The sequence below is a fragment of the Massilia putida genome, assembly GCF_001941825.1.
In the GTDB taxonomy this organism is placed as follows: Bacteria; Pseudomonadota; Gammaproteobacteria; order Burkholderiales; family Burkholderiaceae_D; genus Telluria; species Telluria putida.
Map to the genome: position 1 here is coordinate 3,788,940 of NZ_CP019038.1, position 16,204 is coordinate 3,805,143.

The 16,204-nt window shown below is 65.7% G+C and carries 9 protein-coding genes; 3 read left to right on the plus strand and 6 right to left on the minus strand.

What is annotated here, in order from left to right:
• Positions 1 to 44: 44 nt before the first annotated feature.
• Complete coding sequence (locus tag BVG12_RS18980) at positions 45 to 2,108, minus strand: UvrD-helicase domain-containing protein (protein ID WP_075793760.1); 2,064 nt, start codon at positions 2,106 to 2,108, stop codon at positions 45 to 47.
• A 124-nt stretch (positions 2,109 to 2,232) separates the two neighbouring features.
• Entirely contained in the window at positions 2,233 to 3,027 is a 795-nt protein-coding gene (locus BVG12_RS18985; protein ID WP_156895675.1) for a hypothetical protein, read from the minus strand.
• Positions 3,028 to 3,294: 267 nt separating this feature from the next.
• Between BVG12_RS18985 and BVG12_RS18990 the strand changes: the two genes are divergently transcribed.
• Complete coding sequence (locus BVG12_RS18990; RefSeq protein ID WP_075793762.1) at positions 3,295 to 3,780, plus strand: SRPBCC family protein; 486 nt, start codon at positions 3,295 to 3,297, stop codon at positions 3,778 to 3,780.
• A gap of 28 nt (positions 3,781 to 3,808) precedes the next feature.
• Here the strand turns inward: BVG12_RS18990 and BVG12_RS18995 are convergent, their stop codons facing one another.
• From BVG12_RS18995 to hemE, 4 genes are all read right to left on the minus strand, one after another.
• Positions 3,809 to 5,245: a dihydrolipoyl dehydrogenase gene (locus BVG12_RS18995; protein WP_075793763.1), complete on the minus strand. Its 1,437-nt coding sequence runs from the start codon at positions 5,243 to 5,245 to the stop codon at positions 3,809 to 3,811.
• Positions 5,246 to 5,335: 90 nt separating this feature from the next.
• Positions 5,336 to 6,004, minus strand: a complete 669-nt coding sequence (locus tag BVG12_RS19000; RefSeq protein WP_075793764.1) for a PEP-CTERM sorting domain-containing protein — start codon at positions 6,002 to 6,004, stop codon at positions 5,336 to 5,338.
• A 160-nt stretch (positions 6,005 to 6,164) separates the two neighbouring features.
• Positions 6,165 to 8,174: a primosomal protein N' gene (locus tag BVG12_RS19005; RefSeq protein ID WP_075793765.1), complete on the minus strand. Its 2,010-nt coding sequence runs from the start codon at positions 8,172 to 8,174 to the stop codon at positions 6,165 to 6,167.
• Between the two features lie 540 nt (positions 8,175 to 8,714).
• Complete coding sequence (hemE, locus tag BVG12_RS19010; protein WP_075793766.1) at positions 8,715 to 9,797, minus strand: uroporphyrinogen decarboxylase; 1,083 nt, start codon at positions 9,795 to 9,797, stop codon at positions 8,715 to 8,717.
• A gap of 148 nt (positions 9,798 to 9,945) precedes the next feature.
• Here hemE and BVG12_RS19015 point away from each other — a divergent pair, with 148 nt between their 5' ends.
• Positions 9,946 to 11,901, plus strand: a complete 1,956-nt coding sequence (locus tag BVG12_RS19015; protein WP_075793767.1) for a dipeptidyl-peptidase 5 — start codon at positions 9,946 to 9,948, stop codon at positions 11,899 to 11,901.
• Positions 11,898 to 16,070, plus strand: coding sequence for a DEAD/DEAH box helicase (locus tag BVG12_RS19020; RefSeq protein WP_075793768.1), 4,173 nt, complete (start codon positions 11,898 to 11,900; stop codon positions 16,068 to 16,070). Before BVG12_RS19015 ends, BVG12_RS19020 begins: the two co-directional genes overlap by 4 nt.
• The last annotated feature ends 134 nt before the right edge of the window (positions 16,071 to 16,204 follow it).

Below are 16,204 nucleotides of genomic sequence, written 5' to 3' on the forward strand. Positions count from 1 at the left end.
GTCAAATAAGAATTTCAATCGTGCGCACCCTGCTGGCCCGCTTGTCAGACGGTCTTGGGCGTGGCGAGCAGGGCTTTCAGGCTGGCGAGGCGCTCCTTGGGGGTGAGCACTTCGTTTTCCTTGGGCGGCGCGTCGCCGACGTCGAGCGCCATTTCCTTGATGAAGCGCGACGGATCGCAATGCACGAGCTCGCCCGCGCGCTTGCGCTTCTTGCACCACGTGACGTGCAGGCTGCGCTGGGCGCGCGTGATGCCGACGTACATCAGGCGGCGCTCTTCCTGGATGCGGGCGGCGATCTTTTCGACTGAGTCGTCCGGATCGCCCTTGTGCGGCAGGATGCCCTCCTCGCAACCGACGAGGTAGACGTGCGGATACTCCAGGCCCTTCGAAGCGTGCAGGGTCGACATGCGCACGGCGTCCGGCTCCTCGTCCTGGCCCTCCAGCATGGACATCAGCGCCACCATCTGCGTCAGTTCGAGCAGGTTTTTCTCTTCGCCGTCGCGGTCGCGCCCGCCGCGGCCCCGCTCCTTCAGCCAGTTAGTGAACTCGAGCACGTTTTGCCACTTGCTTTGCGCGGCCCGGTCGTCGAAGTTCTCGTACAGGTAGTGCTCGTAATTGATCTCTTTCATCATGTCGTCGAGCAGCTCGGCGGCGTTGTCGCCGCTGCCGGACGGGCCCGGCCGCGTCGCGCGCGCTTCCATGGCGTTGATGAAGTGGCAGAATTCGCGCAGCGGGATCAGTTGCCGGTCCTGCAGCTTGGCCTCGATGCCGCCCTTCAGCGCGGCCTCGAACAGCGAGCAGTTCCACTGTTTCGAGAACTCGCCCAGCACCTCCAGCGTCGCCATGCCGACGCCGCGCTTGGGCGTCGTGATCGCACGGATGAACGCCGGGTCGTCGCCCTCGTTCGCGATCAGGCGCAGGTAGGCGATGATGTCCTTGATCTCGGCCTTGTCGAAAAAGCTCTGGCCGCCCGAGATCGTGTACGGGATGCGCTCCTTGCGCAGCGCCTGTTCGATCACGCGGGCCTGGTGGTTGCCGCGGTACAGGATCGCGAAGTCCGACCATTTGTTTTTGCGCTGAAAATGGTCGGCCGAGATCATGATCGCGACCTGGTCGGCCTCCGTCTCGTCGTTCGGCATGCCCAGCACCTTGATGGGCTCGCCCAGGCCGTGCTCGGACCACAGCGATTTCTCGAACAGTTTCGGGTTGTTGCCGATGACGGCATTGGCCGCCTGCAGGATGCGCGTCGTGGAGCGGTAGTTCTGCTCCAGCTTGATCACCTTCAGGTCGGGAAAATCCGTCTGCAAGGTGCGCAGGTTTTCCACCGACGCGCCGCGCCAGGCATAAATCGCCTGGTCGTCGTCGCCCACGGCCGTGAACATGGGCTTCTTGCCGAGGCCCGTGACCAGCAGTTTTACCAACTCGTATTGGCAGGTGTTGGTGTCCTGGTATTCGTCCATCAGCAGATAGCGCAGGCGGCGTTGCCAGCGGTCGCGGATCTGCTCGTTATTGCGGAACAATTCCACCGGCAAGCGGATCAGATCGTCGAAGTCGACGGCCTGATACGCCTGCAAGGTCGCGACATAGCTGCGGTAGATGCGGCCGGCCTGGGCCTCGTCCTCGTCGCGCGCATCGCGGATCGCGTCCTCCGGGTCGACGAGGCCGTTCTTCCACAGCGAGATCGCGGTCTGGATGCGGCGGATTTCCTGCTTGTCCGTGGTGACGGCCAGGTCGGAGACGACCGTGTAGCAGTCGTCGCTGTCCATGATGGAAAAGCGGTCCTTGAGGCCGACGCCCGCCGCTTCCTGGCGCAGGATCTTGACGCCCAGCGAGTGGAACGTCGATACCGTCAGCTGCTTGGCCTGCTTGGGCTGTTTCAGCAGCTTGCCGATGCGCTCCTGCATCTCGAGCGCGGCCTTGTTCGTAAACGTGAGCGCCGCGATCGTGCGCGGATCGTAGCCGCGATGCTCGATCATGTAGGCGATCTTCTGGGTGATGACGCGTGTCTTGCCCGAGCCGGCGCCGGCCAGAACCAGGCAGGGACCGTCGAGATAGAGCACGGCTTCGCTTTGCGGACCGTTCAGGCCGAAGTTCGGGGCGTTGGACATGGGAAATATTGGATAGGAGAGCCCGCCATTGTAGCGAAGCTCGTCCGTGCACTGAAGCGGGCGGCGCAAATACGCGCGGCCGTGTTGCGGGCCTGCCTTGACGCGCCGGCAAGGGCGGGGGCGGTCAGCCGTAGCGGGCGACGTATTGCCGGGCCAGGTCGTCGATGTGGGGTGCGTAGCGGGCCAGCTCGGCCTCGGTATTGGGCGACTGCCAGTCGTCTTTCCACGTCATGGTGACGCCGTCCGGCAGGGTCAGCCGGGCGAACACGGCGCCGTCGCGCGCGTAATCGGCGATGGTGCCCCAATAAAAGTCGCGCCGATACGATTTACGGATGTTACCCAGGCCAAAGTCCAGCACGAGCGCGTCGTCAATCACGCAGACGGCATGGCCGTCGATCTGGCCCGGCTTCGCGAAGCCCTGCCCGCCCAGCATGAAGGTCGTGCCCTGGTTGTCCACTTCGACCTGGCCCGACACGATGCGGGCGCGGCGGCCGTGCAGCTCGGCCAGGTGCCGTAGCAGAGAAGAGATGAGGAAACACGCGCTGCCGAAATTGTGCAGGTACAGCCAGCCGAGGTCGTACACGCGATCGTACAGCAGACGTCCGAAATCGGCGAGTTCGGGCTGGGTGGAAGCGACCAGCAATTGCTGGCCGCGCAATTCGCCGCGTACGGTGAACACGGTGTCGAAGACGCGGCCGTAACGGTCCAGCAAGGCCAAGAAGCGCTCGGTCCCTTCCACCACGAGGCCATTGTCGGCATCGCTCCCCAGCGTCACCAGGCCGTGTTCCTCGAAACGGCGCAGCTCAACGTGGACCGCCTCGGCCGAGTACATCAGGCCCTGTGTCAGCGCGGACAGCTTCAGGCGCTGGCCGGCGACGAAGTCGTTGCCGAGTTTGAGGAACAGATCGTAGCCGAGCATGGAATCGGTACAGGGAACGTTTTCGACCAGCCAGTTGCGCACCAGGGCAACGCTTTGAAGAATGGGAGGAACTCGGTGAAGCGGCATTGTAAATACTCAGCAATATAGGTGACACAATTACTGAGAGTGTGCCTCAACTTGCCTTCTTTCGTTGTCAGGTGTAACGAGCCCTTACAATTCCATGATCGATGTGTCGCGGTTCGGACACAGTATGCGTTACCATCGTCTTGTAGGCGCTTCCCGGCGCCGCTTGCACGAGATATCAAAATGAAATTTGAACACCTGATTGAGATTAGCGATCCGCTGAACCCGCTGATGGACACCATCACCCGCGAACAGCTGTGGCGCGGCCTCGTGCTGCGCGCCGAGGATCCGAAATTGTTCGTGCCGCACCTGGACGAATGCACGATCAGCGAGCGCGAGAGCGGCAGCTTTGCGCGCCGCCTGCGTTACGGCGATCTCGTCATCGACGACAAGGTGATCCTCAGCCCGCTGCACGAAGTGCGCTACGAAGTGCCGGCGCAGGGCGACATCGCCCAGTCGCTTCTGACGATGACCATCGAGACGCCGACGGAAAACGCGCTCGTCGTGCGCTTCCGCTACGACGACGGCAATGTGTCGGCCACCGACGACATCGGCAAGATGTACGAGGATTTCAAGAAGTCGGCGTACCAGGAGGCCGACATCGACACCGTCAAGATGGTGCGGCAGCTGGCGGCGGACGGGAAGCTGGACGCAAGCCGGTTGAATTGACGGCCGGGCGGCCTCTCCGGCCGGCTCTTTACGTGCCGGGCTCGACCTCGTCCGGATCGATGTCGCTTTCCCCCTTCGCGAGATTGGCCGCCAGGTCGCGCAACGCCGTGCGCACGCCCTCTTCGACGACGGGGTGATAAAACGGCATCTCCAGCATCTGGTCGACCGTCAGGCGCGACTGCACGGCCCAGCTCAGCAAATGGCCGATGTGCTCGCCGCGCGGGGCGATCATCTCGGCGCCCAGGAAGCGTCCCGTGCGGTATTCGCCGTACACGCGCAGCATGCCCTTGTTCTGCAACATGACGCGGCTGCGGCCCTGGTTCTCGAACGACACTTGCCCCACCGCGAACTTCGATTTGCCCGGCGCGCACAGCGCCTTGTAGCTGGCGCCCAGGGTGACGATGTTCGGCTCCGTGAACGCGGCCGTCAGCGACGCGCGGCGCAGGCCAGGGCGGATGTCCGGGAAGCGGCCGGCGTTGTCGCCGGCGATCTTGCCGTGGTCGGCCGCTTCCGGCAGTACGGGGCGCTCGTGATTGGCGTCGCCGGCGATGAAGATGTGGCTGTTCCCGCACTGCATGGTGCGCGGATCGAACAAGGGCACGCCGTTGCCGTCCAGCGCGATGTCCGCGTTTTCCAGGCCGAGGTCGTGCACGTTCGGCGTGCGGCCGGCGGCCTGCAGCACGTATTGAAAACGCTCCGTGATCGCTTCGTCGTGGCGGCCCGTCGTCAGCACGACGTCGTCGCCGTCCTGCTCGGCGCGCAGGATGCGCGACTGGAAGTGGATGTCCATTTCCTCGCTCAGCACGCGAGAAGCCGTCTTGAGCACGACCGGGTCGGTCAATTGCGCCACGCTGCCGCCGCGCGCGACCATGCGCGTGCGCACGCCCAGACGGGACAGCGCCTGGCCGATTTCCAGGCCGATGACGCCCGTGCCGATCACGGCCACGGATCGCGGCAGGTCGTTCCAATAAAACACGTCGTCGCTCGTGATCACGCCCGGCCCCACGTTCTGCAGGGTCGGCAGCAGGGTCGGGCTGGAACCGGTCGCGATGACGACGCGGCGCGCATCGATTTCGGTGTGGTCGTCGACCATCAACGTGTGCGGATCGATGAAGCGGGCGTGGCCGCGCACCTTGTCCTCAACCGGCATGGCATCGACGCCTTCGAGCACGAAGCCGACGAAGCGATCGCGTTCGCGCCGCACGCGCGCCATCACGGCGACACCGTCGATACGCGTCGTGCCCGGATGGACGCCGAACTCGGGCGCGAGGTGGAGCATGTGGGCGGCCTCGGCGGCGGCGATCAACAGCTTGCTGGGCATGCAGCCCACGCGCGCGCACGTGGTGCCGTACACGCCGCGCTCGATCATCACGGTCCGCGCACCCTGCGCCCTGGCGGCGCGATAGGCGACCAGGCCGGCCGTACCGGCACCGATCACGGCGACATCGACCCTCAGTTTCTGCATGTAATCCTCCTTCGTTCAGCCATGACGATACGCTGTTTTCGCGTTTTCGACATGGCGTGCAACGGTTGAGCAGGACATGCAGTCCCGGGCTTACTTCGAGGCGGACTTGCGGCGGCGGCTCACACCCATGCCGGCCAGCGCCACGGCCACGAGTGCCAGCGTGGCAGGCTCGGGCACTTCAGCCTTGGCGGCCTGGATGACTTCGCCATTGATCTGGAATGCCAGGTCGCGGCTGCTGGTGGTCGCATAAAACAATGCGCCGTTGGAGAAACCCTGCTGCGTCATGTAGCCGTTCACGCAGTCCGAGCAGGCCACGGTGGCGTAGTTCGTCTTGGTCGAATTTTCCATGCCGAGCCAATACGTGCCCGCGGCCAGGTTGATGTCGAGGCCGGTCAGCGAGATATCGTAGGCGCCGCCCACATGGTTGTTTTGCACCGGCGCGTTCGACTGGGTGGCGATCGTGGAAAGCAGCTGGCCGCCGTTGAATGCCGGATCGTTGTCATAGATCCATGCGCGGGCGCCGCGGTAATCGCCCAGGCCGCCGTACAGGATCGCCGTCCAGGTGATCGAATCGATGCGCGAATTCGCAGCCAGGTCGAAGCTGTCATAGACGACCCACGACCCGCTGCAGGCACCGCTGTCTTCCGCGCAGCGGCCAGAATCGCCCGTGGCGCTTCCATTTGTGTACAACACGTCCGCGTGGACATTCATCGACAACGCTGCGAGGACACTTGCGCACACCAGTTTGAGGGATTTCATATTGGCTCCTTGGATATAATGATTTATATCAAGCAACAATCATTCCAGCCAAGAAATTAAAGAAAAAAGTCCCAATAAATGAAGCACTTAAGTAAATTCTCACGATGAGGCGATGCGCGTTGCACAGCCGAGTGTAAGATTTTCCGACACGGCGCCGGCGTCAGATATCGAGCGGATCGACCTCGAGCGACCACCGCACCCGCGACTTCATCGCCCTCAATGCGTCGACCCACTCATTGAGAAACGCCTGCAGGGCCGGCCGCGAATTCGATTCGACGAGCAGCTGGGCGCGGTCGACGTTGTGCACGCGGGTCATCGTCATCGGGATCGGTTCGTTGATGACGACCGTGTCCGACGGCACCGCATCACGCGCGGCCTCGAGGAATTCGATGGCCGTCGCCAGTTCGGGCGCCTCGGCGCGCAGCAGCGCCTGGTACATGTACGGCGGCAGCGCGGCCTGGTGGCGCTCTTCCAGCAGGCTGCCGGCGAAGCGGTCGTAGTCGTGCCGCATCACGGCGCCGTACAGCGGATGCTGGCAATAGCGCGACTGGATCAGCACCTCCGATTCCAATCCGGCGCGGCCGGCGCGCCCGGCCACCTGCATCAGCTGCGCGAACAATCTCTCGCTGGCGCGGTAATCCTGCGAGAACAGCGCCGTGTCCGGATTCAGCACGCCGACGAGCGTCAGCTTTTTGAAGTCGTGGCCTTTCGCGACCATCTGCGTGCCGATCAGGATGTCGACGTCGCCGCGGTGCACGGTGTCGAACGCTTCCTGCGCACTGCCCTTGCGGCGCGTGGAATCGGCGTCGATGCGCAGGATGCGCGCCTGCGGGAACAACGATTGCAGGCCTTCCTCGACGCGCTGGGTGCCGCGGCCCAGCGGCTGCAAGTCGACGTTGCCGCACGTCGGGCACGCGTGCGGGATGCGCAGTTCGAGCGAGCAGTGATGGCAGCGCAGCCGCCGCTCGGGCCGGTGCAGGACCATGAATGCCGTACAGCGCGTGCAGTTGCTGATCCAGCCGCACGCTTCGCAGCACAGCACGGGCGCGTAGCCGCGCCGGTTCAGGAACAGCAGCGATTGCTCGCCCCGCTCGATGCGCAGCCGCAGCGCCTGCATCAGGGTCGACGTCAGCCCCTCTTTCGGCTTGTCGCGCTCCATGTCGATCAGTTTTACGCGCGGCAGCACGGCGTCGCGCACGGCGCGCTCGCGCAGGGCGAAGCAGCGGTAGCGGCCCGTCTGCGCGTGGTGCCAGCTTTCCAGCGACGGCGTCGCGGACCCGAGCACGATGGGAATGCCGAGCTGGCGCGCGCGCCACACGGCCAGGTCGCGCGCCGAATAGCGCAGGCCTTCCTGCTGCTTGTACGACGGGTCGTGCTCCTCGTCGATGACGATCATTTTCAGGTTCGGCAGCGACGCGAGAATCGCCAGCCGCGTGCCCAGCACGATGCGCGCGCGGCCCGTGTGCGCAGCCAGCCAGTGCAGCATGCGCTCGCCTTCCGACAGGCTGCTGTGCAGCGTCGCCAGCATCACGCCGGGAAAACGCGCGCGGATGTTCGCTTCCAGCTGCGGCGTCAGGTTGATCTCGGGGACGAGGATCAGGATCTGCGCATCGGCGTCGCGCTGCAGCACCTGCGCGCAGGCTTGCAGATAGACCTCGGTCTTGCCGCTGCCCGTGACGCCGTACAGCAGCATCGGGCTGAATCCTCTCGCGCCGCCGATGGCGTCCGCCGCCTGCTGCTGGGCCGCGTTCAAGATCGGCATATCGGCTGGCAGGGGATCGTGGACGTCTTCCAGCTTGGCCAGTTTTTTCAGCGCGCGGTCCAGCGCCACCGTCGTCGACAGCCGCACATTCTTCGGCAGCCCCGGCATCGCCACCTCGCCCAGCGGCCGGTGGTAGTAGGCGGCGGCGAAGCGCGCCAGCGCGATCCACCGCTCCGGCAACGGCGACAGTTGGCTGCGCACGGCCAGCGCATCCTTCAGCTTGTCGGCCGGGACGTCCGTCTCGTGCTTGACGGCGACGATCAACCCGATCGCCTCGCGCCGCCCGAAGTTCACGAGCGCCAGCTGCCCGACCGCCGGCTCGCTACCGGGTTCGCATGCCCAGCGGTAGTCGAACAGGCTGTCGAGCGGCGTGTCGAGCGCGATTTGCAGGATGCAGTGGTGGGACAATCCGGTACCTTGTCGAGAAGCTGTGGAAAACTGTGGAAAACTTTGTGGAAAATGGAAAAGTTGACCGTGGAGAAGGTTTACGCTAGATCAAAACGTTAGGAAATTCTCTATGCACAGCGAGAAAATTTACCTATAAATTCAAGCGTTTACGTTTTTCAACTTTGAGCACGCGAAATATCCTATCGCCTCAGCGCTTCTGTGCATAACTGTGCCTTTCCGGTGAAGAACTTAAGCGCAGTGCAGCAAAATCTTGATGCAATACTTGAAGAAAACCTGTAAACCACGGTAAACGAAGCACTTTTCCGGATTATTCACAGAACCTGTGCATAACTTTGTGAACAATGGGCTGACAGCTTCGGTGGATAACTGGTCACTCCCTCGGGAGTTCATCCGCAGGGCACCGTCACCCCGGCATTAAACCCTATAAAATCAACCACTTACCATATATGGGCGGGCACTGTACATTTCCACAGTTTCCGCCGGCTACGTCCGATTTTTTGTGAATAAGTGTGATTGCCTGTGCGCCGGGCGGCGCATGCGTCAGGCGGCGCGCTGGCGGCGGCTGAAGTCGTGCACCGCATCGACCATCGCCGTCACCGACTCCGGCGGCGTGAATTGCGAGATGCCGTGGCCCAGGTTGAACACGTGGCCGTGGCCGGCGGACGGGGTGCCGTAGCTGGCGAGCGCCTTTTCCACCTCGGCGCGGATCTGCTCCGGGCCGGCGAACAGGATGGCCGGATCGAGGTTGCCCTGCAGGGCGACGCGGTCGCCCACCTGCGCGCGTGCGCGGCCCAGGTTGACGGTCCAGTCCAGGCCCAGCGCATCCGCGCCGATATCCGCCAGCTCGTCCAGCCACAGGCCGCCGCCCTTCGTGAACACGATGGCCGGGATGCGCACGCCATCCTTCTCGCGCTTCAACTGGGCGACCACCTTGCGCATGTACGCCAGCGAGAACGCCTGGTAGGCGCCGTCGGCCAGCGCGCCGCCCCAGGAATCGAAGATCATGACGGCCTGCGCGCCCGCGTCGATCTGGGCGTTCAGGTATTGCGCGACGGCTTGTGCGTTGATGTCCAGGATGCGGTGCATCAGGTCCGGACGCGAATACAGCATCTTTTTGATCGTGTGGAATTCGCGCGAGCCGCCGCCCTCCACCATATAGCAGGCCAGGGTCCAGGGGCTGCCGGAAAAGCCGATCAGCGGCACGCGGCCGTTCAGCGCCGTGCGGATCGACGTCACGGCGTCGAACACGTACTGAAGCGATGCCATGTCGGGCACGCGCAGGGCGGCCACCTCGGCTTCCGTGCGCACGGTGCGCTCGAATTTCGGGCCCTCGCCGTCTTCGAAATACAAGCCCAGGCCCATCGCGTCCGGCACGGTCAGGATGTCCGAGAACAGGATGGACGCATCCAGCGGATAGCGGTCGATCGGCTGCAGCGTGACTTCGGTGGCGAAATCCGGATTCTTGGCCAGCCCCATGAACGAACCGGCCTTGGCGCGCGTGGCGCGGTACTCAGGCAGGTAGCGCCCCGCCTGGCGCATCAGCCACACCGGCGTGTAATCCGTCGGCTGGCGCAGCAGCGCACGCAGGAAGGTGTCGTTCTGGAGCGGGGCAAATTGTGGCATGGCTGACAATCCGTTCGCGAATTCGAGGGCAAACGTCTATTATCGCATCCCTCGCGCCCGCGTACCGCACTTCCTGGACATACCCCGGCGCGGCGGGCACTTATAATGCTTGTCTTCCCGCTGCCGTCCCCCATCTTCAGGACAGATCATGACCGACTCCATCAGCAAACAGGCCGCGCCCTGCGGCGCCTGGACTTCCCCGATCACCGCCGCCGTCGTCGCGGCCGGCGCCACGCCGCTGTCGCAGGTGCTGGTCGATGGCGACGATGTCTACTGGCTGGCGGGCCGCGCCAGCGAAGGCGGCCGCAACACACTGATGCGCAAGCGCGGGAAGGTCGTGGAGGAGCTGACGCCGGCCCCGTTCAACGTGCGCACCCGCGTGCACGAGTACGGCGGCGGCGCCACGCTCGTCGCGGACAGCCACATCTGGTTCTCGAACTTCGCCGACAACCGCGTCTACCGCATCGACCGGAACGGCGGCGGCGAGCCGGTCCCCGTCAGCGAAGGCGGCGCCAAGCGCTGGGCCGACTTCGTGCTCGACCGCGCGCATCGGCGCCTGATCGGCGTACGCGAAGACCATTCGCAGGGCGGCACGTACCCGGTCAACACGCTGTGCGCGCTGGGCGCGGACGGCCTTGAAACGATCCTCGTCGACGGCAACGATTTCTATTCGTCGCCGCGCATCTCGCCGGACGGCAAACACATCGCCTGGATGAGCTGGGACCACCCGCGCATGCCGTGGCAGGGCACGGCGTTGTGGCTGGCCGAGATCGGCGACGACGGCACGCTGCTGGACGGCCGCCTGATCGCGGGTGGCACGGAGGAATCCATCGTCCAGCCGGAATGGTCGCCGGACGGCACCTTGTACTTCGTCTCCGACCGCAGCGGCTGGTGGAATCTGTACCGCTACGCACACGGCGTCGTGCACCCCGTATGCCCGCGCGCGGCCGAATTCGGCGGTCCGCACTGGACCTTCGGGAACAGCATGTACGGCTTCCGTTCCGCCACGGAGATCGTCTGCACGTACATCGAGGATGGCGTCAGCCGCCTCGCGCGCATCACGACGGACTGCGGCAAGCTGGCCGACATCGACACGCCCTACCAGGAAATCCGCGAGCTGCGCGTCGTCGGCGACACGGTGGCGCTGCTGGGCGGCGCGCCCACGCTGGCGGCGGAAATCGCGTGCATCGACTTGGATACCGGCCGGCGCGACGTGCCCGCGCGCTCGATCGAGCAGCTGCCGGACGTCGGTTATCTATCCGTCCCGCAGAGCATCCGCTACCCGAGCAAAGGCGAGAACACTGCGGCTCGCACGACGTACGCGTTCTACTACCCGCCCACCAACAAGGACTACGCGCCGCAGCCGGGCGAGTTGCCGCCGCTGATCGTGATCGGCCACGGCGGCCCGACGGGCATGGCGGCCAGCACGTTGAAACTGGCCACGCAGTTCTGGACGAGCCGCGGCATCGCCGTGCTGGACGTGAACTACGGCGGCAGCACGGGCTTCGGCCGCGCCTACCGCGACCTGCTCAAGGGCCAGTGGGGCGTGATCGACGTCGAGGATTGCGTGGCCGGCGCCCGGTATCTCGCCGACCAGGACCTCGTCGACCGCGAGCGCCTCGTGATCCGCGGCGGCAGCGCCGGCGGCCTGACGACCTTGTGCGCCCTTGCCTTCCACGACGTGTTCAAGGCCGGCGCCAGCTATTACGGCGTGTCCGACCTCAAGGGCCTGGACGCCGACTCGCACAAGTTCGAATCGCACTACAACGAATACCTGATCGCGCCGAAGCCCATCGCCGACCGCGTCTACGCCGAGCGCTCGCCCATCAACCACACCGATAAACTGCACCGGCCGATGATCTTCTTCCAGGGCCTGGACGACAAGGTCGTGCCGCCGCCGCAATCGGAAGTGATGGTGTCGGCGCTGCGCGCGCGCGGCGTGCCCGTGGCCTACGTCACGCTGGACGGCGAAGGCCACGGCTTCCGCAAGGCCGACAGCATCGTGCGCACGCTGGAAGCCGAGCTGTATTTTTATTTGCGCGTGTTCGGCATTCCCGCCCCGACCAGCCTGCCCGCCATCGAGATCGAGAATCTCCCTGCATGAGCGACGAGGTGTTGCACGCGGTCGTCGAGGCCTGCGACGAGCCGCGCAAGCTGATCCTCGCGCTGCTGGCGCTGGCCGGCGAGCCGATGGGACGGCGCCGCATCCACGACCACCTGGCGCCCTTGGAAGCGAGCGCGAACGAGGAAGAGCTGGCCGAACCGCTCGAACGCCTGCGCGCCGATGGCCTGATCGGCGAGCTGCCGTCGCGCGGCTACACGATCGCCGCCGACGTATCCTGGCCCGCGATCCGGTGGGCGCTGCGCGCGCGCCGGTTGGGCGAACTGCGCGAGGTGTATCAGCAGGTGACGCCGCTGCGCGTCGACTGGCAGGGCACGCCCATGCTGCGCAGCTACCGCCAGGGCGTCGCGCTGCTGCGCTTCGCGCTGCTGGCCGGCGAAGGCCCGAAGGCCATCGCCCCGCTGCTCGCCGCCTGCCTGCGCTGCCACGAAGCGGCGTACCTGCATCCGCTCGTCGACATCTGCGCGCGTCCGTTCGAGCCGGACCTGATGGAGCGCATCAATGGCCTCGTGCGCGACGACGTGCTCGCCGTCCTCGTGGGCCACGTGCAGCGCGAGCCGGCCAGCGCGCCCGCGATCCGCGCGTACGCGGAAGACCACGTGGCGCAGGGCGGCGCCTCGATGGCGCTACGCACGGCGCTGGCCGAACATTTGATCCTGTGCGGGCGCCTCGATGCGGCCAGCGACCTGCTCGTCGACCTCGACGAATCCGCGGCGCTGTATTACCGCAGCGTGCTGCAGCTGCTGCGCGGCGACCTCGAACCCGCGCTGGCCGGCTTCGACAAGGCGCTGAAGCTGCTCCGGCGCGAGACGGGCAAGCGCAAGGCCGTGTTCGAGGGCATCGGCGGCCACCTGTACGTGACGGCCCTGCTCAGGAGCAGCGATCCGAAACATGCGAAGGCGGCAGAAAGCTACCTGGACAGCGCCACGCGCGCCGTGCAAAGCCACGATACGGCCGTCTACCAGCATCTGTCGATGCTGCGCCAGATCCGCGGCGGCACGGTCGATGCCGAGGTGCTGCCGTCGCGCAACTGGGAAACCAGCTTGCAGCCCGTGATGTTCCGCGCCCTGCTGCACTGGTGGCTCGGCATGCCGCAGTTAGCCGACAAGCGCGCCATGCTGGAACAGCAGTTCGACGTCGCGCGGGCCGCCGGCTTCGACTTCATCGCGGCGCAGATCGCGTCCGTGCTGGGCCATCTGGGCATGGTCGGCATCGACCAGCAGGCGATCGCGCTGCGCCAGCAGCACCGTTTCGTCGACCTCGCCCTGTGGTTCGAGCGCGAGCAGCCGTGGGAACGCCAGCTGAACGCCCTCATCAACCTGCAGCCGCCCGTCAACGTGGAAGTCGTGAAGGAATCGCGCCTCGCCTGGCTGATCGCCTGGGACGCGCACCTGGGCGTGCGCGCCATCGAACCGCGCGAACAGAAACGCGACGCGCAGGGCGGCTGGACGCGCGGCCGCCCGCTGGGCCTCAAGCGCCTCGCGGAAGAAGCGGCGGAGCTGGATTTCCTCACCGCGCAGGACGTGCAGGTGGCCGCCAGCATCGGCGCCTTCCGCTACTACAGCGGCACCGGCACGCGCTACGAATTCGACCTGGACAAGGCCGTGGCCGCGCTGGCCGGCCATCCGTTGCTGTTCTGGATGGATTCGCCGGGCACGCGCATCGAATTGCTGCCGGGCGAGCCGCAGCTGGTCGTGCGCGCCGGCGGCGGCAAGGTCCTGATCTCGCTGGTGCCGCCCCTGCGCGAGCAGCAGGGCGACGTGGTCGTCACGAAGGAGACGCCGACGAGATTACGCATCGTGCGCGTAAAAGACGAGCACCGGCGCATCGGCGCCATCGTCGGCGACGGCCTCGAAGTCCCGCTCGAAGCCGAGAAGCGCGTGCTGCAGGCGATCAGCGCCATCTCGTCCATCGTCACGGTGCAGTCCGACATCGGCGGCAGCGCGGCCGACATCGAGCAAGTGACGGCCGACCCGCGCCTGCACGTCAACCTGCTGCCGTACCAGCAGGGCTTGCGCATCCAGGTGATGGTGCGGCCGCTGCCCGGCACCGGTCCGTACTTCCGTCCCGGCGACGGCGCGGAAAGCGTCATCGCGGACGTCGCGGGCGTGCGCACCGAGGCGCGCCGCGATCTCAATGGCGAGCGCGAAGCCGAGCGCCAGCTGCTGGCCGACCTGCCCGCGCTGGAGCAGGCGGAGATGGAACAAGGCGAATGGCTGCTCGCGGCGCCGATCCACTGCCTGGAACTGGTCGTGCAACTGCAGGAGCTGGATGCATCGAACGTTCTCGTCGCGTGGCCGGAGGGCGAATCGTTCCGCGTGTCGAAGAAGATCACGTCGAAATCCGTGCGCCTGCAGATCCGGCGCGACAAGGACTGGTTCGCGGCCAACGGTGAAGTCCAGGTCGACGAGAACAAGGTGATGGACTTGCGCGAGCTGCTCGCGCGCGTGCGCGAGGACCGTTTCATCGCACTCGGCGACAACCAGTTTTTGGCGCTCACGCACGAACTGCACCGCCGCCTGCTGGATTTGTCGGCCTACAGCGATGCCGATCAAGAGGCCCTGCGCTTCCACCCGCTGGCCAGCTTCGCGCTGGAAGAGATGGCACAGGACGCGGGCGGCGTCGAGGCCGACAAGGCCTGGCGTGCGCATTTAAAACAGATGCAGGCGAATGCGGCATACCGGCCGCAGTTGCCGGGCACGCTGCAGGCCGAGCTGCGCGACTACCAGGTCGAGGGCTTCGAATGGCTGTCCCGCCTTGCGCATTGGGGCGTCGGCGCCTGCCTCGCGGACGATATGGGCCTCGGCAAGACGTTGCAGGCGCTCGCGCTGATCCTGTCGCGCGCACCTGGCGGGCCCACGCTCGTCGTGGCGCCGACGTCCGTCGCGACGAACTGGCTGGCGGAAGCGGAGCGGTTCGCACCGACCTTGAACGTGCGCCTGTTCGGGCCCGGCGACCGCGCCGCGATGCTGAAGGAAGCGGGCCCGTTCGACGTGATCGTCGCCAGCTACGGCCTGCTGCAGCTGGAGTCCGCGCTGTTCGACGACATTCGCTGGCACACGATCGTGCTGGACGAGGCGCAGGCCATCAAGAATGCGTATACGCGCCGCTCCGCGGCCGTGATGGCGCTGCAAGGCGATTTCAAAATGGTGGCCACCGGCACGCCGCTGGAAAACCACCTGGGCGAGTTGTGGAACCTGTTCCGCTTCATCAATCCGGGGCTGCTCGGGACAAGCGACCAGTTCCAAATGCGGTTCGCGGGGCCCATCGAAAAGGCGTCGGACAAGCGCGCGGAACTGGCGGCGCGCACGCGCCTGCGCCGCCTCACGCAGCCGTTCATCCTGCGCAGGACAAAAGCGCAGGTGCTGTCCGAACTGCCGCCGCGCACGGAGATCGTGTTGCCCGTGCAGCTGTCGGAAGAAGAGATGGCGCTGTACGAATCGCTGCGGCGCGAGGCTTTGGAACGCATCGCCGCACTGGAGGCGCCGCAGTCGCAGAAGCAGATCCAGATTCTCGCGGAAATGATGAAGCTGCGCCGCGCGTGCTGCAATCCGGCGCTCGTCGCACCCGACAGCGGCATCCGCAGCAGCAAGCTGGAGACGTTCGCGCGCCTCGCCGACGAGCTGCTGGAAAACCGCCACAAGGCGCTCGTGTTCAGCCAGTTCGTCGACCACCTCACCCTGATCCGCAAACACCTCGACGAACGCGGCATCCGCTACCAGTACCTCGACGGCTCGACGCCCATGCAGGAGAGGAAGCGCCGCGTGGACGCGTTCCAGGCCGGCGACGGCGACCTGTTCCTCATCTCGCTGAAGGCGGGCGGCGTCGGCATCAACCTGACGGCGGCCGACTACGTGATCCACATGGACCCGTGGTGGAACCCGGCGGTGGAAGACCAGGCCAGCGACCGCGCGCACCGCATGGGCCAGCAGCGGCCCGTGACGATCTACCGGCTCGTCGCGCGCCACACGATCGAGGAAGGCATCGTCGACCTGCACCGCCACAAGCGCGACCTGGCCGACAGCCTGCTCGAAGGCACCGACATGGCCGCGCGCATGTCGCCGGCGGACATGCTGGCCATGCTGCAGGCGGGGCTGTCCGGTAGCGCGGCAACGCGTGCGCCGTCGGTCGCGGAATGGCAATCCGAGTGACGATGGGCGCCGTTGCGAGGGCGTTGACGGCGGTTCGCGTCAAGACAAGCGCGTGACGGAATGTTTCAGATGCCCGCAAGCAGACCGAATGATGCTAATCTGGCGCCCCCCATCTGGCCCTTTATACAATCAGG